This is a genomic window from Phyllobacterium ifriqiyense (assembly GCF_030817885.1).
GTDB classification, from domain to species: Bacteria; Pseudomonadota; Alphaproteobacteria; order Rhizobiales; family Rhizobiaceae; genus Phyllobacterium; species Phyllobacterium ifriqiyense.
On the sequence record NZ_JAUSZT010000003.1, the window covers coordinates 2353650 to 2373609 of the forward strand.

The window sequence follows — 19960 nt, forward strand, 5'->3', positions numbered from 1 at the left end:
CAAGGCCGTGATGAGGCTGGCTTGGCATAGCGGCTTTGCATCGCGGTCGCGCGCGCGTCTTGGCGGTCTCGGTTCAATCATCATGCTGCACAGGGTGCGGCCGGACTGCACAAGTCCGCTCGGCGTCAATCGTTCGCTCTCAATCTCTCCGGCCTTTCTCGACACAATACTGGTATCCCTCAAATCGGAAGATATTGAGCTGGTTTCCATGGATGAAGCTGTCGCCCGCATTGCATCCGGCTCAAAGGGTGGGCGCCGTTTTGCGGCGGTTACGCTTGATGATGGCTATAGTGATAATCTCCATCATGCCTATCCGGTCTTTCAAAAACACCGTGCGCCTTTCAGCGGTTTATGCAACGCCCGGTCTTATAGAAGGCGCGGCTGTTTTGTGGTGGGAGGTGCTGGAACTTCTCGTCGCCAAGGCTAGCTTCATCAAGGCACCGAACGGCCAGGAATGGCGTTGCGCAACAATGTTCCAGAAGCGCGCGACATTTCACGCCTTGATGCGCTATTTCACCGAAACACTGACCGAACTCCAGCAAATGCCTGTCTTGCGGGAAATGTGTGACGCCCAGAACATGATTTGCGGTGTCGCTGCCGATCGCGATGTTATGAACTGGAAGGAATTGCGTCAGATCGCCACCGATCCGCTATGCACAATCGGCGCGCATTCCGTTCATCACTACAATCTCAAGCGATTGACACCTGAGATGGTTTCTTTCGAAATGCGGCAATCCGCAGATATGCTGGAAGACAAATTGGGCAAACGACCGCACCATTTCGCATATCCCTATGGCTCGGTGAGAGCGGCGGGCGATCGTGAGGCATCATTGGCGGCGCAGGAAGGTTTTGTTTCGGCAGTGACAACCCGTCACGGCACCATCCACGCCGAACATCGGGCTCACATGCATATATTGCCGCGCATTTCGATCAATGGGCGTTTCCAGAAGCTGGTTTATGCGAAAACCATGATGAGTGGTGCGACCACACCTATCGCCAATGCGGGCAGGCGGATTATTCAGGCTTGAGTGCCTAGATTTTGGTCTTGGGCGCCTTCTCCATCCAGCTGATGATGAACATCGCCGGGACCACCCACAATATGCCTGTGCCGAAGAAGTAGAGCAGGTGGATCCACGGGCTGGCATTGCCAAGGAGAGCCACAGCAAAAATTGTCGCGACAATGGCGTAGACGCAGACCAGCGCGACCAGGAAAAATGTTCCGATGAGTTTCTTCAGCCTTACGGGCATTTTGCTATCCAATTGAGCGTTAGGTTGATCTATCTGTTAAATCCTCACTCGAAAAGCGAAAAAGCCACGCGAGGCTTGCAAACGCGACGGCGTGTCGCGTAAGCGCCGCTTGTCATGCACTGCAAGATGCTTCACCTATCCGGCTCTAAGGAGTTTTTGCATGGCCGCCCATATTACGTCCGAAGACGCGCTTGTCTTGGTGCAGGATCGCGAAGCGAGAAATCGCCAGCATATCCGTATCTGGTTGTATGTGGTGCTGGTGGTGCTGGCGACCATCGTGTTTGTGGGTGGTGCCACTCGTATGACGGGTTCGGGCCTCTCCATCACCGAATGGAAGCCGATCCACGGTATTATTCCGCCTATTGGATATGACCAGTGGATGGAAGAGTTTGATAAATACAGGCAGATTCCACAGTATCAACAATTGAACAAAGGCATGAGCCTGTTTGAGTTCAAGCAGATTTTCTGGTGGGAGTGGTCTCATAGGTTCCTTGCTCGGGGCGTTGGTTTTCTTGTTGCCCTGCCGCTGGCTTTCTTCTGGCTTACGGGCCGACTCGAGCGACGCCTCAGATGGCCCATGATTGGTATTTTGGCGCTAGGCGGTCTGCAAGGTGCCGTAGGCTGGTGGATGGTCGCCTCAGGGCTGGCTGTTCGGGTCGATGTCAGCCAATACCGTCTCGCTACACATTTGACTTTGGCTTGCATTATTTTCGCAGCCGTCATGTACGTGGCAAGAGGTTTGGCGGTCTATACTGAAAAACCGGCAGATCGCCCCATTCAGCGCTTTTCCGGCTGGCTGGTCGTGCTTGTATTCATTCAGATTTATCTTGGCGCCCTCGTTGCTGGCCTTGATGCGGGGCTGTCCTACAATACCTGGCCGCTAATGGATGGCTCAATCATCCCGGGCGACATGTTTCCTATTCAGCCGATTTGGCACAATTTCTTTGAAAACCCGAAGACTGTGCAATTCGTCCATCGCATCTTTGCTTATTTCGTCTTTGCCATGGCGATCTGGCATGCTTTCTCAACCACGCGCATGGCGCCTGAGACAACGCATGCCCGACGTGCAGTTTTCTTCGCGCTGCTGGTCGCTGCTCAGGCCGCAATCGGCATTACCACGTTGCTTATGCAAGTGCCGATCGGGCTCGGATTGCTTCACCAGCTTTTTGCAATTGTTCTGCTTGGCTTTGCTGTGGCGCATTGGCGCGCAACAAAAGGCGCATATCCGCTTGAAACGAAGATTGTACAAGGAAACTGACTGCTTACAGTGAGAGACTCAGTTAGTTTGCAGGTCCTGACGCTAATCCTGTTAAGCATGCATATCGGAAACTAAAATTATGATCATCAGTGCGAGGCGGTCGCTGGCTACGGTAGTTGGCCTCGGTATCACGCAGATCATCGGTTATGGTACGCTTTTCTATAGTTTCAGTATTCTGGCTCCGGTTGTAGGGCAGGAGTTTGCTCAGACCCGAGAATGGCTGTTTGCGGCGTTTTCCGGAACGCTGTTGATTGGCGGCATTGTATCGCCATGGTCCGGTCGCTGGGCAGACAGGTTTGGGGCAGGGCGCGTCATGACCCTCGGCTCACTGGCTGCGGCGCTCTCCCTTGTTTTTTGCGCTGTCTCAACCAATTGGTGGATGTTTGCGGCCGCTTTGGTCACAACAGGCATAGCCACGCCTTTCATCCTTTATAACACTGCCTTTGCCGTGCTGGTACAAGTAGACCCACAGCTCGCGCCGCGCCGGATAACCTATTTGACGTTGATGGGCGGTTTCTCGTCGACACTGTTCTGGCCGCTTGCCACATTACTTTTGGACACCTTCACCTGGCGCGAAATCTTCCTGTTTTACGCCGTTTTGCAAGTCGCAGTCTGCTTCCCCATCCACTTCTGGCTGTCACAAATGACACGGCGCTCGGCAAAGATGACGCACAATGCTTCGCCTCAACCGCCCCATGCGATGGAGGCTGGCGGCTCGCTACAATATGATGATCGCAAAACTGCTCTTGTTCTTTTGGCAATGGGTTTTTCGCTGACGAGCTTCTCGCTTTCATCAATGCTTATTCATTTTGTACCAGTGCTCGGCGCGGTTGGGCTAGGCGCTTCCTCCGCAGTCTTCGTCGGGACGATGTTTGGACCGGCGCAATTTGCAAGCCGCCTCGTCAATATGCTTATGGGTGGCCGGTTCTCTGCGATGACCATCGCAATCGGTTCCACGGTAATGATCCCACTCGCATTCATGATGTTGCTGCTGCCAGCACCCATACCTTTGATTGCCGGAGCGGTCATGTTCGCTATTCTGTTTGGCATGGGATCGGGATTGAACAGCATCGTGCAGGGCACATTGCCGTTAGCGTTGTTCGGTCATCAGGGCTATGGCGAAATTCTCGGCAAAATCACCTCGTCTCGCCTGATCGTTTCTTCGGTGGCGCCTTTCATTTTTGCATTTCTGCTTGAGCATTTCGGGCCGACGGCAGCGCTCGTTGTCGTCGCCATTATCGGTATGCTGGGGGTCATGACATTCGTCGTGGTGGCAAGACTCGTAAAACGTTCAGGCGGCTGAGGCGAGCACCTCGCGGATAGTCGTCGCCACGGCAAGGCTGCGATCACGCTCTTCGTGGTTCTTGTCTTCATCATGCCATGAAGCAGATAGGCATGCATGCGCCATGCCGAATTCCAGATAGTCTTTGCGATCACGCCTGAACACGTCTTCGAAAATCTTCGCCATGGTGGCCACGCGTTTCGGATCAGTACGCAGGTCAGTCCGTTCCACCGGATTGTAAAACATATTGGCGGCATCATAGGCGGGGTCGCCCAGCAATGCCTGCGGGTCGATAACCAACCAGCCACGTTTGCCAAAAAGAATGTTCTCGTGGTGTATGTCACCATGCAGCGGCTGAATATCACGTTGATTGTCGAGCAACCGGTCTGCAATTGCGGCCACGTCTACAAATATACTTCGCTCACCGGCCTTGCGGTCCTTCTCTGCCTTCTTGAAAAGGCTGGAAAATTGTTTCCGCAATGGCACGAAATCCGGTGAAACCGGTTTCTGGCTGCGAAAGGTTTCCTGCAATCGCTGGAATAGATCAGTGAAGATCAATGTTGCCGATGAATCGCCATGTTCATTCAGATGATCGAGCAGGGTGCGCGAGCCGCCATATTCCAGCAGGAGATTATTGTCTTGTTGCTTGAGTACGCGCACGCACCCATGGCCATCATGCCATTCAAGATAGTGCGCGCCACGCAACTCATTTTCCATGCCGGTGGCATTCAACTGCTTAACCACAGCCTGCTCACCATTTTCCAACCGCACCATAATGATGCGGCTGGTATGGGTTTCTGTGAACAGTTCGGGTTCAGAAAGATACCATTCGGCTGGCAGGCTTTGCAGAAGATTGTCAGCCATGACCCAACATGAGATCAAGGTTCTGCACTGCCGCGCCCGAAGCGCCTTTGCCGAGATTGTCCAAAAGGGCTACGAGATTGACCTGTCCGGAGCCTTCCGTGCCGAACACGTAGAGCTTCATGATGTCCGTATCGCGCAGTTCTTCAGGGTCGAGACGGGGCAGGGTGGCGCTTGTTTCAAGCGATACGACCTGAACAATATTCTGGCCGTTATAGTGAGCGGTCAGCGCAGCGTGGATATCCGCCATCGAAGCATTGCCGTTAAGATCGCTCGTATAGATCGGCACCTGAACAATCATACCTTGGGCAAAGCGGCCAACGCTCGGGCTGAAGATCGGCTTGCGGTCAAGGCGACCATGCAGCTGCAGTTCCGGAACATGCTTGTGCTTGAGTGGCATTGCATAGAGGAAATGATTGGACGCGATATGGTCTGGCGCGTCAGGGTTTTCCATCTGCGCGATCATCTGCTTGCCACCGCCCGTATAGCCCGAAACCGCATTGACCGAGATTGGATAATCGGCAGGCAATATGCCAGCATCACGCAATGGGCGGATCAGGGAAATCGCGCCGGTGGGATAGCAGCCGGGATTGGCGACAAGCCGCGCTTTGGCGATCTTTGCCCGCTGCGCATTGTCGAGTTCCGCAAAGCCATAGGCCCAGTCAGGGTGAACGCGGTGCGCTGTCGCCGTGTCGATAATCTTGGTGGAATTGTTTCCTTCGAGAATAGCAACGGCTTCCTTTGAAGCCTCATCCGGCAGGCAAAGAATCGCCACATCCGCAGCCTTCAGAAACTCCTCGCGCAAATCCTTGTTACGCCGTTCGGCTTCAGGAATGGAGATGACTTCTAGATCATCGCGCCCCGCAAGCCGGGTGCGAATTTGCAAACCTGTGGTGCCGTGTTCGCCGTCGATAAATATTTTCGGTTTCATCAAAATACCCTTGGAAGCTTTGAATTCAGATAGTTAGCGAGAAAAGCGGATTCAATGTGGGAGGTTGCCGAAAATCAAATCTAAACTGATGAGTTAGCTGGGGTGATTTTCGAGAACCGGAGCGCAGTGGACGTTCTTGTCCATGAGCACCGGAAGCACAGAAAATCGCATCAGATAGCCATCAGGTTGGATTTGATCGGTTGGCCTTCTGTTCGGCCAATATACCTAAATAATACATCGCTATTGTGGCACCTGCGATTGCCGTCACATCCGCATGATCATAAGCGGGGGCGACCTCCACCACATCCGCACCGATAATATTAAGATCGGTCAGATGGCGCAGAACCGACAGAATCTTTGCCGATGACGGGCCGCCTGCGACGGGCGTTCCGGTTCCCGGTGCAAAGGCTGGATCAAGACAATCAATGTCAAAGGTCAGGTAGACCGGCTTGCCGGCGGTGCGGGCGATGATCTGCCGGGCAATTTCCGCCGCCGAAAGCTCCTCAACCTCGTAGCCATAAACGATCTTCAGTCCGCAATCATCCGGCGCATGGGTACGGATACCGACCTGAATCGAATGGGCAGGATCGATAACACCATCGCGTGCCGCACGGCCAACAAATGAACCATGATCAATACGCTTGCCATCATCGTACCAAGTGTCCTGATGCGCGTCGAACTGCACGAGAGCAACCGGTCCATGTTTTGCCGCATGCGCCTTCAGGATCGGCCATGTGACGAAATGATCGCCGCCAAGCGAAAGCAGGAACGCCCCGGATTTGATTATTTTGGCCGCTTCCCGCTCAATCGTGGCCGGTGTCTTTTGATGATTGCCATAGTCGAGCAGGCAATCGCCATAATCAATCACGGCCAGATCTTCGAACAGATCGCGCTGGAAGGGATATTGCGGGTCATTGTCAAAGATTGCCGAGGCCCGGCGGATTGCCTGCGGACCAAACCTTGCGCCAGGGCGATTGGAAACCGCAGCATCAAATGGAATGCCCCAGACAACAGCCTCTGCCCCATTGAGATTCTTGGTATAGCGCCTGCGCATGAATGAGAGCGCGCCCGCATGTGTGGGATCAGTCGCTGCGCTGGTCAGCGTGCGAGCTGTAAAGGCATGATCGATGGATTTCGAGGGCATTGGTTTTCCAACTCCGGGAGTTCTGGCATTTCTTTTGTACGTGGTTCGACAAGCTCACCATGAGGAAGGGAGACGCCTGAACCGGCGATCTTGTAGGATATCCCGAAGAGTTCCCATCAGATGAAGGCAACCCGGATTCCTCATGGTGAGCTTGTCGAACCACGCACAGCGGCGAAGCTATCTCAAGTATATCTCAGCGCAACAAAAAAGCGGACCCGAGGGCCCGCTTTCTGTTCTGTCCGTATAAAGCGATATTAGCGCTTCGAGAACTGGAACGAACGACGGGCTTTCGCCTTGCCGTACTTTTTGCGTTCTACAACGCGGCTGTCGCGTGTAAGGAAGCCGCCCTTTTTCAGAACGCCGCGCAGTGCAGGTTCGAAATAGGTGAGGGCCTTGGAAATGCCGTGACGAACAGCACCGGCCTGACCGGAAAGACCACCACCGGCAACGGTAGCGATGATGTCATACTGGCCAGCGCGGTTAGCAGCAACGATTGGCTGCTGCAGGATCATCTGCAGGACCGGACGAGCGAAATATGCGCCATATTCCTTGTCGTTGACAACGATCTTGCCGGAACCTGGCTTGATCCAGACGCGGGCAACCGCATCCTTACGCTTGCCGGTTGCATATGCACGGCCCTTGGCATCGAGCTTCTGGACATGAACAGGTGCAGCAGCCTGCGTCGATGCAGCAGCTGTACCGAGTTCTGCGAGCGAGTTGAGCTCAGCCATTCTTATGCGCTCCTTTTGTTCTTGGAATTCAGCGCGCCAACGTCGAGGACTTCAGGTGCCTGCGCTTCATGTGGGTGGTTGGAACCGGCATAAACGCGCAGGTTCTTCATCTGGCGACGGCCGAGCGGTCCACGTGGAACCATGCGCTCAACTGCCTTTTCGACAACACGCTCAGGAAAACGGCCGGAAAGCAGCTGACCAGCTGTACGTTCCTTGATGCCGCCTGGGTGGCCGGTGTGCCAGTAATAAATCTTGTCCGAAAGCTTCTTGCCTGTGAAGGCAACCTTGTCGGCATTGATGATGATGACATTGTCGCCATCGTCAACATGCGGGGTAAAGGTAGCTTTGTGCTTGCCGCGCAGGATGTTTGCGACGATGGTGGCGAGACGGCCGACGACGAGATCCGTCGCGTCGATCAGGATCCACTTTTTCGTCACATCTGCCGGCTTCTGTGTGAAGGTAGCCATTTGTGTTGTCCTTGAGATCATCCTTCATAAAAGAAGGCTTTTCTTGTTGCTTGGGTTGTGTGGATGGTTGAAATCCGCACAACAATGAAAAACGGCGGGAAGCCCCACCGCAGTCATGGGTCTCAATAAAGGCTCAAATGGAGAGCGTCAAGTCGTTAATTTCGACATATAATATAAATAAATAAGCAAAATCAATAGCTTGTAAGAAAGGTATTATATTACCACATCTTGGCGCATTGTTTTTGCAGCTCGCAACCAGACGTTGGTTGCGATATGTGATCTATTACATCACATTCGAGGAATGATCAGAAGTTTTCGCCATAAGGGACTTGAGGTTTTCTTTGAAACGGGTTCCGCCCGGGGATCAATGCTGCGCATGTGAAGCGATTGTCTCGAATACTGGCCTTTCTCGACCGCGCTTCCGTACCTGAGGATCTTTCTATTCCAGGCTGGAGATTTCACCGGCTTCAAGGGTCTCTGGAAGGTTTTTGGTCGATTTCCGTTAGTGGAAATTGGCGGATCATTTTCCGGTTTATTGAAAATGATGTCGAACTCGTCGACTATCTGGATTATCATTGAGGAATAACGACATGGGACAGTTTAATCCCCCGCATCCCGGTCAAACCCTCCTGGAGGATGTTTTACCAGCGCTTGCCATATCGGTGACCGAGCTTGCGCGCAGGCTAGGGTTTGCACGTGAAACCCTGTCCCGCATTATGCATGGTCATGCGCCCATAAGCCCAGACCTTGCTGTACGCTTGGAGCGTGCAGGTATTGGCAGGGCAAAGGTCTGGCTTGGCGTGCAGGCTGATTACGATTTATGGCAAGCGGAGCATCGTGAGCAACCGCCTATCGAACGTTTCACCAATCTGTCGTAGTTAAAGCGGCACCCTTAAAGTTCGCCAATCTCTCCCTTGAAGGGAGCGATTGGTGGTTTTCATGAGCCATCCAGCCCGTCAAATAGCGCTGTTGAAAGATAGCGTTCGGCAAAGGAGGGGATGATCACAACAATATTCTTGCCCTTGTTTTCCGGGCGCTTGCCAACCTCGATCGCTGCTGTCAGCGCCGCGCCTGAGGAAATGCCAACAGGTACGCCTTCAATACGCGCGACCAGTCTTGCATTGGCAAAGGAATCCTCATTGGAAACCTGGACCACCTCATCGTAGATATGGGTGTCGAGCACGCTCGGCGCAAAACCGGCGCCGATTCCTTGAATCTTGTGCGGTCCGGGATTGCCGCCTGAAAGCACGGGCGAATCTCTAGGTTCGACTGCAATGATCTGCACACTTGGTTTACGCTGCTTCAGCACCTGACCGACGCCGGTGATCGTGCCGCCCGTGCCGATGCCGGAAATGAGAATATCGACCGCACCGTCCGTATCGTTCCAGATTTCCTCGGCTGTCGTCTTGCGATGAATTTCAGGATTGGCCGGATTGTCGAACTGGCCGGGAATGATTGCGCCCGGCGTAGTTTCAACGAGTTCATTGGCTTTGGCGATAGCGCCTTTCATGCCCTTTGCGCCTTCCGTTAGCACCAATTCGGCACCAAGCAGCTTGAGCATCTTGCGGCGCTCGACGGACATGGTTTCCGGCATGGTAAGGATAAGGCGATAGCCCTTTGCGGCGGCGGCAAAGGCGAGTGCAATGCCTGTATTGCCGGATGTCGGTTCCACAAAAACCGTCTTTCCCGGCACAGCTTTGCCCTGATCTTCCAATGATTGGATCAGCGCAACACCGATACGATCCTTGACGCTGGAAATCGGATTGAAAAATTCAAGCTTAGCCAGAAGATTTGCAACGACGCCGTTTTCCTTGGCGAATTTGTCGAGACGCACAAGCGGTGTGTCGCCAATAGTATCGACAATAGAGTTGTAGATACGGCCACGGCCCGGCTTGCGTAGCGTGTCGCTGCTCATGATATTCTCCCGAATTGAAATTGTTCTGGCCGCGATCTTATGGCTCTTGGCAGAAAATTCATAGTCGGGTACGTGCACAAAGGCGGGGAGGAATGGAAAATTAAACTAATAATCCATTCCTGTTAGAATATGAATCCAAGTCAGCCAGCGCGACCAGCGATAGCCAATGCCGCGCCAGCCATAAAAGCGGCTGCGGTACGATTAAGACGCTTGAGAGCGCGGGGAGAGGCGAGCAGACCGCGTGCCTTGGCGGCCAGCGCAAGATAGGGCACGAGCACAATCATCAGCACAATCACCGTTAAGACAGCGAGAATGGAATAGTCAGCCAGAGTAATGGATTTCAGATCAACCAGCGTCGGTGTCAGCGCGATGTAGAAAAGCATGGTTTTTGGATTGCCTAGTGTCAGCGTCAGTCCAGCTAGAATAGCTGAAATATTGCCGCTGCGGCTTTTACTCGCTTCGATTCTCTCGGTCGAAATGCCAGTCGTCCACAGCTTCCAGGCCAGATAGGTGAGGTAGGCAACACCAGCCCATTTTATAATCAGGAACAACGTACCGAACGTTTGCGCCACAACTGCAAGGCCCAGTACGACCGCGGTAAGATAGGTAAGATCACCAAGGACAAGCCCGATGGACATGAACAGGGAAGAGCGGAAGCCAGAGCCCAGCGCGCGGGCGACAAGGGCAGTTACACCCGGTCCAGGAATGGCTGCGGCAATAGCGAGTGCGCCCGAATAGGCGATAAAACCTGTAAGTGTCATGATGAAATCCGGCACTGGCAATTGAATGGGGCGCAACATACTCCCGCGCCTACACCGTGTCTATCGGGCCTTTTCAACAGTGTTTATCAATTTTATTGATGGTTGTGGTCAAGTTAATCGGCACACTGCGGTTGTACGGCTACCCAACTCTTACCTTGAAATTTTTGATCAAACGCTCTAGTTTAGAATTATTCTAATTTAGGAATATCCCATGTTCAGCCGTTTTTTTGGTCACCGCCGTTACGACCTTGCTTCCTTGTCGGAACAGCAGATTTTAGCCCTCGCCATTTCCTCCGAAGAGGATGATGCGCGCATCTATCTCGCCTATGCGGATGGTTTACGGGAGGATTTTCCGCAAAGCGCCAAGGTGTTTGAAGACATGGCGGAGGAGGAGAACAGCCATCGCCAGGCGCTGATTGATCTTCACGTTCAGCGGTTCGGCAACCGCATTCCTTTGATCCGCCGCGAACATGTGCGGGGCTATATCGAGCGTAAACCTGACTGGCTCCTGCGCCCACTCGGAATCGATAAGGTCCGTGAGATGGCGGAAAAAATGGAGGAGCAGGCCTATCGCTTCTATATGGAGTCGGTAAAACTCGTTAGCGATGCTTCAACCCGCAAGCTGCTTGGTGATCTAGCCGTCGCCGAAAAAGTCCATGAATCGTTGGCGCATCGCCTTGGCGTGCAACATACGCCGTACGATGTGCAGCAGGAAGAGAAGCAGACGGAGCGCCGCCAGTTTCTGTTAACCTATATCCAGCCTGGCCTGGCGGGTCTTATGGATGGTTCCGTTTCCACGCTCGCGCCAATTTTCGCAGCCGCCTTTGCAACGCAGGACACTTGGCAAACTTTTCTCGTCGGCCTGTCCGCATCGCTTGGTGCGGGTATTTCCATGGGCTTTACCGAGGCTGCGCATGATGATGGCAAGCTGTCCGGACGCGGGTCACCGCTCAAGCGGGGCCTTGCCAATGGTCTGATGACAACAATCGGCGGGCTCGGCCACGCCTTACCCTATCTGATCACCAATTTTTGGACCGCAACAACAATTGCCGCGCTGGTGGTTTTTGTCGAGCTTTGGGCGATTGCATTCATCCAGCACAAATATATGGAAACGCCCTTCTTCCGCGCTGCCATACAGGTTGTGCTTGGTGGCGGATTGGTGCTGGCGACAGGCATTTTGATCGGCAATGCCTGACGCTTATACGTTGGCATGAACGCTTTGCGTGCTTCGACAAGCTCAGCATGAGGGACGTGGATTGATCGCATGGAGATGTTATTCCGTTGCGTGGAGGTAATGCAATCATTACCCCCACTCATGCTGAGCTTGTCGAAGCACGCAGAGAAGAAATGCAATCTGCTTTGCGGCGAATATCAGCTTCTTGGCGGGATGGAATAGGTTGCTGTTGCATGGGCAACCAGTTCGCTGCTGGCCCCGCTGGTAATGGCAATGTCCACCACGGCAAGACGCTTGCCAAGTTTTAAAAGCGTAGCTCTTGCCTCCAGGGGACCAATTTCAGGCTTGCGCAGGAAATTGATGTTCAGATTGGTTGTAACAGCCAGCGCGACAGGGCCGATTTGAGCAAGAATGGCCATATAGGCGGTAATGTCCGCCAATGCGAACAGGGTTGGCCCTGACACCGTGCCTCCGGGGCGCAAATGTTTCACAGTCGGCTCCAGACGCATCACAGCATAGCCAGCGCCGGCATCAACAACAGTGTAAGCAATGCCGTCTGCGTTAACCTGCGGAAACTCCTCTTCAAGAAACGCTGTCAGGGCTTTTGCGCTCATTAATGCAGCCATTATCGCTGTTCCCTTGCTGTTTTGTTTACACTTAGACTGTTACTATTGACGCTGCTTGGTCTTTACAAGGATGGGGCCGTTTTATGAAACCGCCAGGAATAGTTGTCACCTCTGTTTTGCTCACCGTTGGGTATGCGGGTTTTTTCGCCACGCGGCCCGCGCCGCCCTTGGCGCCTGTTATAGAACGCTACCAAATGCCGGATCGGGCCGTGGCTTTGAATGAAGAGATCGTGACGCGTTTCCTTTATGGCTATGCGCCAGTCGCCGCCGCACAGCGCGAACTTGATGAGGACGATGAAGCATCCGTCCGGACCGCTATACTTGACGCGAAGGCGCGGGAATTCGGCTTTGCCAGCTATGCCGATTGGCTCGATACAAACAACACGATCATGGTCACCTATCATTGGGCCACCCATCCACAACCCCAACAGGAAGTGGAAAAAGCCATCGCCTCGGTTCCCACAATGGTTGCTCTCTCGCCCGAGCAAAAAGCAGAAGCAATCAACGGCTTGAAAAGCGGTCTGGCCCAGATTCAAAATGCCAGACCGTCGCTGGAAAATATCGTAATCGTAGAGCGTCATTTGCGCTCATTGAAGCCATTCTATAATCAGTGGGTACGGCAGCAATAAGCAACGAGGCCACATAAGTACGAGGAATGCCATGGGAGAAGTTCACGCCATCCGCAAGGAAGGGCAGGTTAGCCCTATTGTCGGTCACGAGCTGTTGGACGGCATATTGCGTCTGACATTGCAAAACGCTCCGGCCAACGCTTTGTCGATTGCGATGATGCAATTGCTATTGGAACACCTTCGATCGGCAAGAGAAGACAAGGCAGTTCGCGTTATCATTATCGATTCATCGCTGAAATTGTTTTCGGCAGGCCACGACCTCAAGGAATTGTCGAGCCATCGCTCCGACGAAGATCGTGGCCGTGCCTTTTTCGAACAAACCATGCGCTTATGCGCGGAATTGATGCAGGCTATCGTCAGCCATCCAAAACCTGTGATTGCTGGCGTTGACGGGCTTGCAACTGCCGCCGGATGTCAACTGGTTGCCTCTTGCGATCTGGCAGTTTGTTCAGACAAATCCACCTTCTGTACGCCGGGCGTAAATATCGGTCTTTTTTGCTCGACGCCGATGGTCGCGCTGTCGCGCAATGTATCGCGCAAACAGGCTATGGAAATGCTGCTGACCGGCGAAACCATTGATGCTTCAACTGCGCGCGAGTTTGGACTGGTAAACCGGGTTGTGCCACAGGAGTATCTGAATCAGATTGTCAGGAAATATGCTCAAGCCATTGCAGCCAAATCACCTTTGGTACTGAAAATCGGCAAGGAAGCATTCTACAAACAGGCAGAAATGGACCTTGCCAGCGCCTATGATTACACGGCGCAGGTTATGGTTGAAAATATGCTGGCCCGGGATGCCGAAGAGGGCATCGGTGCCTTTATGGAAAAACGCAAACCTGAATGGACGGGCGAGTAATGGCGAAGATTATCAATTTTGAAGAAGGCCATATGACAAGGTTTCAATTGCACGACGCTATTGAAGCAAAGTATTTTGTGCATGATTTTGACGATAGGCGATTATTACAGATATCAACTTTTGGGCGTTCGTCGCGTCAAGACAAAGGAAAGTTAAGCCAAACGATCCAGCTTGATGAAGCGTCTGGCCGCCAACTATACTCAATTTTAAAACACGCCTTTAAAATTGAGTGAGCGGCATGGATCACGACCACTACCCCGACGATTATATTCGCGGCATTCTCTCGTCTGTTAAAATTATCGCCATGGTTGGCGCTTCGGCCAATGAGGTGAGGCCGAGTTTCTTTGTGATGAAATATCTCCTTGCAAAAGGCTATCAGGTTATCCCCGTCAATCCGGGACAAGCCGGGAAAAACATTCTCGGGCAACTGACTTATGCACGTTTGGCGGATATTCCGGAGCCCATCGATATGATCGATGTGTTTCGCGCTTCCGATGCTGTCCCTGCCATTGTCGATGAAGTTCTGGCGCTCAACCCTTTGCCGAAAGTCATCTGGACACAACTTACGGTACGCAATGACGATGCTGCGCGAAAAGCGGAGGGGGCGGGAATTCAGGTGGTCATGAACCGCTGCCCGAAAATTGAATATGCGCGTCTTTGTGGCGAAATCGGATGGAGCGGAGTGAACTCGCGGGTTCTTTCTTCCAAAAAGCCAATTCTTGGAAAAGGCTTTCAGAGTTTCGGATTGAACCGTCTGAAGTAAGCCGTGGCTTGAATCAAATTCATCGATATTCGGACCGCATTTCAACGAAACCACGCTAATTTCCTGCAAAGCACAGCAATCTTACCCAAAAACTGCCGAAAATTGCTCAAAATTTGAAATCCGGAGATGCAATTTAATTGTGGCCGGTTGAGTCTGGCAAACTTTGCCGATTGAAAAATCTTTCCTTGGCGGGGGCTCGACTATCCCCTAGCTTGCCTCCATCACTTGCTTTGGAGGAATTGGAATATGGCAAATCGTGCACCCGGAATTGAAACATTGGCAGTTCACGCCGGAGCACAGCCAGACCCGGCGACCGGGGCGCGGGCAACTCCAATCTACCAGACGACCGCGTTCGTCTTCGACGATGCCGACCATGCGGCTTCTCTTTTTGGTCTCAAGGCTTTCGGCAACATTTATACGAGAATTACCAATCCAACCAATGCGGTACTGGAAGAACGTGTTGCAGCGCTTGAAGGCGGTACGGCCGCATTGGCGGTTGCATCGGGTCATGCAGCGCAACTTCTGGTGTTTCATACGTTGATGCAGCCTGGCGATAATTTTGTCGCTTCCAACAAGCTTTATGGCGGTTCGATCAATCAATTCGGCCAGTCGTTCAAATCTTTTGACTGGCGTGTTCGCTGGGCTGACGGCACTGATCCCACGGCTTTTGAAGCGCAGATCGATGAACGCACCAGAGCCATTTTCATCGAGAGCATTGCCAACCCCGGCGGTATCATTTCTGATATCTCTGCCATTGCGGAAATTGCCCATAGGCATGGAATTCCGCTCATTGTGGATAACACTTTGGCATCACCCTATCTCATCCGGCCAATCGAGCATGGTGCTGATATTGTTATACATTCTGCTACGAAGTTTCTGGGCGGCCATGGCAATTCCATGGGCGGGATCATTGTCGATGGCGGCACGTTTGACTGGTCGAAATCCGGTAATTACCCGCTGCTTTCCGAGCCTCGTTCGGAATATAACGGCATTGTTCTCCACGAAACTTTTGGCAATTTCGCCTTTGCCATTGCAGCGCGCGTTCTTGGTCTTCGCGATCTTGGCCCGGCTCTTTCGCCCTTCAATGCATTCCTGATTGCCACCGGTATCGAGACCTTGCCGCTGCGTATGCAGCGTCATGTGGACAATACGCTCGAAGTTGCGAAGTGGTTGAAATCTCACGCGAAAGTCAGCTGGGTCAGCTATGCTGGTCTCCCGGACGATCCCTATAATGCGCTTCAGAAGAAATACTCCCCTCACGGCGGTGGTGCTGTTTTTACATTCGGTCTGAAGGGCGGCTATGATGCTGGTGTGAAGCTCGTTGAAAACCTTGAGCTTTTTTCCCATCTGGCAAATATCGGCGATACCAAGTCACTGGTTATTCATCCGGCTTCAACCACCCACCGTCAGTTAGGTGATGCGCAGAAGATTGCTGCCGGTGCGGGCCCTGATGTTGTGCGCCTGTCTATTGGCATTGAGAACGTCACCGATATTATTGCTGACCTCGATCAGGCCTTGGCGAAAGTGTAAGCCTATGACAAACCTAGTGAAAATAGACTTTGGCGATATTGATCCGGAACATGGAGCACCCAATCCAGACCGCATTATTGCCGGAGACCCGCAATTCCGGACTTGGAACTGTGACGAATCTGATGGCGGCATCTATGCCGGAATCTGGGAAGCAACGCCCGGTAAATGGCGCATTGCTTATGATGAATGGGAGTATTGCCACATCCTTTCGGGCCGCTCGATTATTACCGAGGATGGTGGAGACGAGCGTCATATTCAGGCTGGTGACAGTTTCGTGTTGCGTCCGGGTTTTCGCGGAACATGGGAAGTGATCGAAACCACAAGAAAAGAATATGTGATAAGACTTTGACGAATGATGACATGTTCGTTAGCCTTGCAGAAGGTCAGTAAAAACAGAGTCTTATCATGAAAATCATTATTGTTGGGGCTGGTATTGGCGGCCTGTCTTCAGCTTGGTCGTTGACGAAGGCGGGGCATTCCGTCACGCTTATCGAACAGGGAGCCATTCCCAATCCACTGGCAGCTTCAGGCGATCATCACCGTATCATAAGACGCGCCTACGGTGCTGCGGGTGGATATGCCAATGCTATCTCCGAAGCTTATGAGGCATGGGGGGAACTTTGGGCGGACATTGGTGCTGTTCATCTGGATTCGCGTGGTTTTATCGCTGTATCGCGCGAGGCTGGAGACGAAGCGGACGAATATCGGGAAGGCCTCGAGAATGGTGGCTATCCCCTTGAAATTTATGATTCTGTTGAAGCCCTAAAGCGCTATCCATACCTTGAAGAAGGAAGCTTTCGATATGCGTTCTTCTCGCCGGAAGGTGGTGCTTTGCATTGTAAGAAAATTGCGACCGATACGCTGCGCTGGCTGCGCGAAAATGGTGCAGAAGTCCTTGAAAATACCCAAGTTATTGCCGTCGATACTGAAAATGGTTCGGTTACCATTGCTGATGGCACAAAGTTGACGGCGGACAAGGTCGTCGTGACTGCCGGCGCTTGGGTTACAAAGCTTTTTCCGGACATCACTAAAGATTTGACAACCTATCGCACTGCCGTTGTTTATCTCGATCCACCGGCAGATTTGAAGGCCGCATGGGATGCGTCACCTGTGGTTCTTGATGTGGGTGGGCGTACAGACGGCTATATTCTCCCGCCTAGCGGTGGCGGTGGTTTGAAGTTTGGTTCCGGCCTCCACAAGCGCAAAACACCCAGTGCCGATCTTGATCGCGTCCCGGTCGAGGGGGAAGGCGAAACCATCCGCGATCTTTTCGCTCCACCTTTAAAGCGCATCAACGAATATCGCGTCACGAATGTTGTGACTTGCGCTTATACTTTCACCTCCGATGAACGTTTTTTTGCGACAGAAATGGGTAAATGCATCATCGTCTCGGCCTGTTCGGGCCATGGGTATAAATTTGGCGCTGCCGTTGGCCGCCGTGTCGCACGAACCGTCGAAAACGGTGATGTTCCGCTATTAAAGCGTTGGCTGAGGGCAGAGACTTATTAATCTCGGGCCATTCACCTTCATATTGAACCGGCATCCTGACGCGAACATCTTGCGGAAACGGGTGCCAACACCCTATGTAACGAATCCTTGTTCCACGAATCTGAGGCGCTTCCAGCCTCATATTCTCTTAAAAGCTGAGGCCCACCGATGAGAGATCCAATCGAAACAGCTATGAATCTTGTTCCAATGGTCGTCGAGCAGACCAATCGGGGCGAGCGGGCCTATGATATATTTTCGCGCCTGCTGAAAGAACGCATTATTTTCATTACCGGACCAATCGAAGATGGAATGGCGACGCTGATCTGCGCGCAGTTGCTGTTCCTTGAGTCGGAAAATCCGAAGAAAGAAATTAACCTGTACATCAACTCGCCTGGCGGTGTGGTAACATCGGGCATGGCGATTTACGATACGATGCAGTTCATTCGTCCTGCCGTATCAACCCTTTGTTTCGGTCAGGCCGCATCCATGGGTTCGCTGCTGCTGACTGCTGGCGAAAAAGATATGCGTTTCGTCCTCCCAAATGCCCGCATCATGCTTCATCAGCCATCGGGTGGCTTCCAGGGGCAGGCTTCCGATATTGAGCGTCACGCGCAGGATATCATCAAGATGAAGCGCCGCCTCAACGAGATTTATGTTAAACATACAGGCCAGGATTACGAGACAATCGAGCGTACTCTGGACCGCGATCACTTTATGACGGCACAGGAATCACTTGATTTCGGATTGGTCGACAAGATGTTTGAATCGCGCGCTGCGGTCGAAGGCGACGCAAAGTAACCGGCTAAATTGCCCGCATGGGTCGAAAATGAACTTTTTTTGACCCATGTGGGGACTTTCTGCCACATAAGCGGCTTGCATAGAGACGAGCAGACGCTACGTTAAGTTATTGGTGAGTTTGCAGAGCTTATTCTACCAATAATTGATCGAATCACTTCCAACTAAGGGAAGTGGCGGCCCCCGCAAGAGGAGGGGCCGATACTGAAAGGAAACTGCAATGAGCAAAGTCAGCAACGGCGGCGGCGATTCAAAGAATACGCTTTATTGCTCGTTTTGCGGGAAGAGCCAGCACGAAGTTCGCAAGTTGATTGCGGGCCCGACTGTTTTCATCTGTGATGAATGCGTCGAATTGTGCATGGACATCATCCGCGAGGAAAACAAATCCTCGATGGTGAAATCTCGTGAAGGCGTCCCGACGCCGCAGGAAATCATGGCTGTTCTGGATGATTATGTCATTGGCCAGAACCATGCCAAGCGTGTTCTATCTGTCGCGGTCCATAACCACTACAAGCGGTTGGCCCACGCATCGAAAAACAATGAAGTCGAATTGGCGAAGTCCAACATTCTTTTGGTTGGTCCAACTGGTTGCGGCAAAACCTATCTGGCGCAATCGCTCGCCCGCATCATTGACGTGCCGTTTACGATGGCAGACGCGACGACGCTGACAGAAGCCGGCTATGTCGGTGAAGATGTTGAGAACATTATCCTGAAGCTGCTTCAGTCCGCCGACTACAATGTCGAACGGGCGCAGCGCGGTATTGTTTACATTGATGAAGTCGACAAGATCAGCCGCAAGTCGGACAATCCTTCGATCACGCGCGACGTATCGGGTGAGGGTGTTCAACAAGCTTTGTTGAAGATCATGGAAGGCACTGTCGCTTCCGTGCCGCCGCAGGGTGGTCGCAAACATCCCCAGCAGGAGTTCCTGCAGGTGGATACGACGAACATCCTCTTCATCTGTGGTGGTGCATTTGCCGGGCTCGACAAGATCATTTCCGCTCGTGGTGAAAAGACGTCGATTGGTTTCAGCGCGGCAGTCAAGGCACCGGATGATCGCCGTGTTGGCGCAATCTTCCGCGAACTTGAGCCGGAAGATCTGCTGAAATTTGGTCTTATCCCCGAATTTGTTGGTCGTCTGCCTGTTATCGCAACGTTGGAGGATCTCGACGAGGTCGCTCTGGTGCAGATTTTGTCCGAACCAAAGAACGCCTTGGTAAAGCAATATCAGCGTCTGTTCGACATGGAGAATGTCGAGCTGACCTTCCATGAGGATGCATTGAAGGCAATTGCAAAGCGCGCGATCGCCCGCAAGACCGGTGCTCGCGGCTTGCGCTCGATCATGGAGAAAATCCTGCTTGATACGATGTACGAACTGCCGACGTTGGATGGCGTTCAGGAAGTCGTCATCTCGGGCGATGTGGTAGAGGGCAATTCACGTCCGCTCTATATCTATGCTGAACGCAAGGAAGAAAAAGGCAATGTTTCCGCGTAATCCTTC

Annotated in this window: 24 protein-coding genes; 15 read left to right on the forward strand and 9 right to left on the reverse strand. The window is 52.7% G+C overall.

Features of this window, described 5'->3' with window-relative positions:
• Nucleotides 1-212: 212 nt before the first annotated feature.
• A complete protein-coding gene (locus tag QFZ34_RS19090) occupies nucleotides 213-1028 on the forward strand; it encodes a polysaccharide deacetylase family protein (RefSeq protein ID WP_307284236.1) in 816 nt (271 codons plus the stop codon).
• 4 nt (nucleotides 1029-1032) lie between these two features.
• On the opposite strand, the gene QFZ34_RS19095 is transcribed toward QFZ34_RS19090, so the two are convergent.
• Nucleotides 1033-1248, reverse strand: a complete 216-nt coding sequence (locus tag QFZ34_RS19095) for a DUF2842 domain-containing protein (protein WP_115051702.1) — start codon at nucleotides 1246-1248, stop codon at nucleotides 1033-1035.
• 160 nt (nucleotides 1249-1408) lie between these two features.
• Here QFZ34_RS19095 and QFZ34_RS19100 point away from each other — a divergent pair, with 160 nt between their 5' ends.
• Complete coding sequence (locus tag QFZ34_RS19100) at nucleotides 1409-2506, forward strand: COX15/CtaA family protein (RefSeq protein WP_115051701.1); 1098 nt, start codon at nucleotides 1409-1411, stop codon at nucleotides 2504-2506.
• A 79-nt stretch (nucleotides 2507-2585) separates the two neighbouring features.
• Nucleotides 2586-3809 carry an arsenite efflux MFS transporter ArsK gene (gene arsK, locus QFZ34_RS19105; protein WP_307284241.1) on the forward strand — a complete coding sequence of 408 codons (1224 nt, stop codon included), beginning with the start codon at nucleotides 2586-2588 and terminating at the stop codon, nucleotides 3807-3809.
• On the opposite strand, the gene QFZ34_RS19110 is transcribed toward arsK, so the two are convergent.
• From QFZ34_RS19110 to rplM, 5 genes are all read right to left on the reverse strand, one after another.
• The gene (locus QFZ34_RS19110) at nucleotides 3798-4652 is read right to left on the reverse strand and encodes an aminoglycoside phosphotransferase family protein (RefSeq protein WP_307284244.1); all 855 of its coding nucleotides are present in this window, start codon (nucleotides 4650-4652) and stop codon (nucleotides 3798-3800) included. The genes arsK and QFZ34_RS19110 overlap by 12 nt on opposite strands.
• A complete protein-coding gene (argC, locus tag QFZ34_RS19115; RefSeq protein WP_307284247.1) occupies nucleotides 4645-5580 on the reverse strand; it encodes an N-acetyl-gamma-glutamyl-phosphate reductase in 936 nt (311 codons plus the stop codon). Before argC ends, QFZ34_RS19110 begins: the two co-directional genes overlap by 8 nt.
• A gap of 181 nt (nucleotides 5581-5761) precedes the next feature.
• Complete coding sequence (gene speB / locus QFZ34_RS19120; protein WP_307284250.1) at nucleotides 5762-6724, reverse strand: agmatinase; 963 nt, start codon at nucleotides 6722-6724, stop codon at nucleotides 5762-5764.
• 254 nt (nucleotides 6725-6978) lie between these two features.
• The gene (gene rpsI / locus QFZ34_RS19125; RefSeq protein ID WP_122084539.1) at nucleotides 6979-7455 is read right to left on the reverse strand and encodes a 30S ribosomal protein S9; all 477 of its coding nucleotides are present in this window, start codon (nucleotides 7453-7455) and stop codon (nucleotides 6979-6981) included.
• Between the two features lie 2 nt (nucleotides 7456-7457).
• Complete coding sequence (gene rplM, locus QFZ34_RS19130; protein WP_115051695.1) at nucleotides 7458-7922, reverse strand: 50S ribosomal protein L13; 465 nt, start codon at nucleotides 7920-7922, stop codon at nucleotides 7458-7460.
• Nucleotides 7923-8300: 378 nt separating this feature from the next.
• Between rplM and QFZ34_RS19135 the strand changes: the two genes are divergently transcribed.
• Both QFZ34_RS19135 and QFZ34_RS19140 read left to right on the forward strand, forming a co-directional pair.
• Nucleotides 8301-8501 carry a type II toxin-antitoxin system RelE/ParE family toxin gene (locus QFZ34_RS19135; protein WP_307284261.1) on the forward strand — a complete coding sequence of 67 codons (201 nt, stop codon included), beginning with the start codon at nucleotides 8301-8303 and terminating at the stop codon, nucleotides 8499-8501.
• A gap of 11 nt (nucleotides 8502-8512) precedes the next feature.
• Nucleotides 8513-8800: a HigA family addiction module antitoxin gene (locus QFZ34_RS19140; RefSeq protein ID WP_307284264.1), complete on the forward strand. Its 288-nt coding sequence runs from the start codon at nucleotides 8513-8515 to the stop codon at nucleotides 8798-8800.
• A 59-nt stretch (nucleotides 8801-8859) separates the two neighbouring features.
• Here QFZ34_RS19140 and cysK read toward each other — a convergent pair whose 3' ends face one another.
• Nucleotides 8860-9837, reverse strand: coding sequence for a cysteine synthase A (cysK, locus tag QFZ34_RS19145; protein WP_115051693.1), 978 nt, complete (start codon nucleotides 9835-9837; stop codon nucleotides 8860-8862).
• A 140-nt stretch (nucleotides 9838-9977) separates the two neighbouring features.
• On the reverse strand, nucleotides 9978-10598 hold the full coding sequence (locus tag QFZ34_RS19150; RefSeq protein ID WP_115052179.1) for a LysE family translocator: 621 nt from the start codon (nucleotides 10596-10598) through the stop codon (nucleotides 9978-9980).
• 211 nt (nucleotides 10599-10809) lie between these two features.
• On the opposite strand from QFZ34_RS19150, the gene mbfA reads away from it, so the two are divergent.
• Nucleotides 10810-11793, forward strand: a complete 984-nt coding sequence (gene mbfA / locus QFZ34_RS19155) for an iron exporter MbfA (protein WP_115051692.1) — start codon at nucleotides 10810-10812, stop codon at nucleotides 11791-11793.
• A 176-nt stretch (nucleotides 11794-11969) separates the two neighbouring features.
• On the opposite strand, the gene QFZ34_RS19160 is transcribed toward mbfA, so the two are convergent.
• Complete coding sequence (locus tag QFZ34_RS19160) at nucleotides 11970-12398, reverse strand: PaaI family thioesterase (RefSeq protein WP_115051691.1); 429 nt, start codon at nucleotides 12396-12398, stop codon at nucleotides 11970-11972.
• Between the two features lie 83 nt (nucleotides 12399-12481).
• On the opposite strand from QFZ34_RS19160, the gene QFZ34_RS19165 reads away from it, so the two are divergent.
• The 9 genes from QFZ34_RS19165 to clpX all read left to right on the forward strand — a co-directional run bounded on the left by QFZ34_RS19165 (nucleotide 12482) and on the right by clpX (nucleotide 19954).
• A complete protein-coding gene (locus QFZ34_RS19165) occupies nucleotides 12482-13027 on the forward strand; it encodes a hypothetical protein (protein ID WP_307284270.1) in 546 nt (181 codons plus the stop codon).
• A gap of 31 nt (nucleotides 13028-13058) precedes the next feature.
• On the forward strand, nucleotides 13059-13883 hold the full coding sequence (locus tag QFZ34_RS19170; protein ID WP_115051689.1) for an enoyl-CoA hydratase: 825 nt from the start codon (nucleotides 13059-13061) through the stop codon (nucleotides 13881-13883).
• Nucleotides 13883-14116, forward strand: coding sequence for a methionyl-tRNA formyltransferase (locus tag QFZ34_RS19175; protein WP_307284275.1), 234 nt, complete (start codon nucleotides 13883-13885; stop codon nucleotides 14114-14116). The genes QFZ34_RS19170 and QFZ34_RS19175 overlap by 1 nt, the downstream gene beginning before the upstream one ends.
• Before the next feature lie 5 nt (nucleotides 14117-14121).
• A complete protein-coding gene (locus QFZ34_RS19180; RefSeq protein ID WP_307284279.1) occupies nucleotides 14122-14646 on the forward strand; it encodes a CoA-binding protein in 525 nt (174 codons plus the stop codon).
• Between the two features lie 246 nt (nucleotides 14647-14892).
• The gene (locus tag QFZ34_RS19185; protein WP_115051687.1) at nucleotides 14893-16176 is read left to right on the forward strand and encodes an O-acetylhomoserine aminocarboxypropyltransferase; all 1284 of its coding nucleotides are present in this window, start codon (nucleotides 14893-14895) and stop codon (nucleotides 16174-16176) included.
• 4 nt (nucleotides 16177-16180) lie between these two features.
• Entirely contained in the window at nucleotides 16181-16525 is a 345-nt protein-coding gene (locus QFZ34_RS19190) for a cupin domain-containing protein (RefSeq protein WP_115051686.1), read from the forward strand.
• A 56-nt stretch (nucleotides 16526-16581) separates the two neighbouring features.
• Nucleotides 16582-17685, forward strand: coding sequence for an NAD(P)/FAD-dependent oxidoreductase (locus QFZ34_RS19195; protein WP_307284286.1), 1104 nt, complete (start codon nucleotides 16582-16584; stop codon nucleotides 17683-17685).
• A gap of 147 nt (nucleotides 17686-17832) precedes the next feature.
• Nucleotides 17833-18462 carry an ATP-dependent Clp protease proteolytic subunit gene (locus tag QFZ34_RS19200; protein ID WP_115051684.1) on the forward strand — a complete coding sequence of 210 codons (630 nt, stop codon included), beginning with the start codon at nucleotides 17833-17835 and terminating at the stop codon, nucleotides 18460-18462.
• Nucleotides 18463-18679: 217 nt separating this feature from the next.
• Complete coding sequence (gene clpX / locus QFZ34_RS19205) at nucleotides 18680-19954, forward strand: ATP-dependent Clp protease ATP-binding subunit ClpX (protein ID WP_008120789.1); 1275 nt, start codon at nucleotides 18680-18682, stop codon at nucleotides 19952-19954.
• Nucleotides 19955-19960: the final 6 nt, after the last annotated feature.

Coding starts and splice junctions, on each gene's coding strand:
- QFZ34_RS19090 (WP_307284236.1), top strand. CDS start 213: ATGAAGCTGTCGCCCGCATTGCATCCGGCTCAAAGGGTGGGCGCCGTT.
- QFZ34_RS19095 (WP_115051702.1), bottom strand. CDS start 1,248: ATGCCCGTAAGGCTGAAGAAACTCATCGGAACATTTTTCCTGGTCGCG.
- QFZ34_RS19100 (WP_115051701.1), top strand. CDS start 1,409: ATGGCCGCCCATATTACGTCCGAAGACGCGCTTGTCTTGGTGCAGGAT.
- arsK (WP_307284241.1), top strand. CDS start 2,586: ATGATCATCAGTGCGAGGCGGTCGCTGGCTACGGTAGTTGGCCTCGGT.
- QFZ34_RS19110 (WP_307284244.1), bottom strand. CDS start 4,652: ATGGCTGACAATCTTCTGCAAAGCCTGCCAGCCGAATGGTATCTTTCT.
- argC (WP_307284247.1), bottom strand. CDS start 5,580: ATGAAACCGAAAATATTTATCGACGGCGAACACGGCACCACAGGTTTG.
- speB (WP_307284250.1), bottom strand. CDS start 6,724: ATGCCCTCGAAATCCATCGATCATGCCTTTACAGCTCGCACGCTGACC.
- rpsI (WP_122084539.1), bottom strand. CDS start 7,455: ATGGCTGAGCTCAACTCGCTCGCAGAACTCGGTACAGCTGCTGCATCG.
- rplM (WP_115051695.1), bottom strand. CDS start 7,922: ATGGCTACCTTCACACAGAAGCCGGCAGATGTGACGAAAAAGTGGATC.
- QFZ34_RS19140 (WP_307284264.1), top strand. CDS start 8,513: ATGGGACAGTTTAATCCCCCGCATCCCGGTCAAACCCTCCTGGAGGAT.
- cysK (WP_115051693.1), bottom strand. CDS start 9,837: ATGAGCAGCGACACGCTACGCAAGCCGGGCCGTGGCCGTATCTACAAC.
- QFZ34_RS19150 (WP_115052179.1), bottom strand. CDS start 10,598: ATGACACTTACAGGTTTTATCGCCTATTCGGGCGCACTCGCTATTGCC.
- mbfA (WP_115051692.1), top strand. CDS start 10,810: ATGTTCAGCCGTTTTTTTGGTCACCGCCGTTACGACCTTGCTTCCTTG.
- QFZ34_RS19160 (WP_115051691.1), bottom strand. CDS start 12,398: ATGGCTGCATTAATGAGCGCAAAAGCCCTGACAGCGTTTCTTGAAGAG.
- QFZ34_RS19165 (WP_307284270.1), top strand. CDS start 12,482: ATGAAACCGCCAGGAATAGTTGTCACCTCTGTTTTGCTCACCGTTGGG.
- QFZ34_RS19170 (WP_115051689.1), top strand. CDS start 13,059: ATGGGAGAAGTTCACGCCATCCGCAAGGAAGGGCAGGTTAGCCCTATT.
- QFZ34_RS19175 (WP_307284275.1), top strand. CDS start 13,883: ATGGCGAAGATTATCAATTTTGAAGAAGGCCATATGACAAGGTTTCAA.
- QFZ34_RS19180 (WP_307284279.1), top strand. CDS start 14,122: ATGGATCACGACCACTACCCCGACGATTATATTCGCGGCATTCTCTCG.
- QFZ34_RS19185 (WP_115051687.1), top strand. CDS start 14,893: ATGGCAAATCGTGCACCCGGAATTGAAACATTGGCAGTTCACGCCGGA.
- QFZ34_RS19190 (WP_115051686.1), top strand. CDS start 16,181: ATGACAAACCTAGTGAAAATAGACTTTGGCGATATTGATCCGGAACAT.
- QFZ34_RS19195 (WP_307284286.1), top strand. CDS start 16,582: ATGAAAATCATTATTGTTGGGGCTGGTATTGGCGGCCTGTCTTCAGCT.
- QFZ34_RS19200 (WP_115051684.1), top strand. CDS start 17,833: ATGAGAGATCCAATCGAAACAGCTATGAATCTTGTTCCAATGGTCGTC.
- clpX (WP_008120789.1), top strand. CDS start 18,680: ATGAGCAAAGTCAGCAACGGCGGCGGCGATTCAAAGAATACGCTTTAT.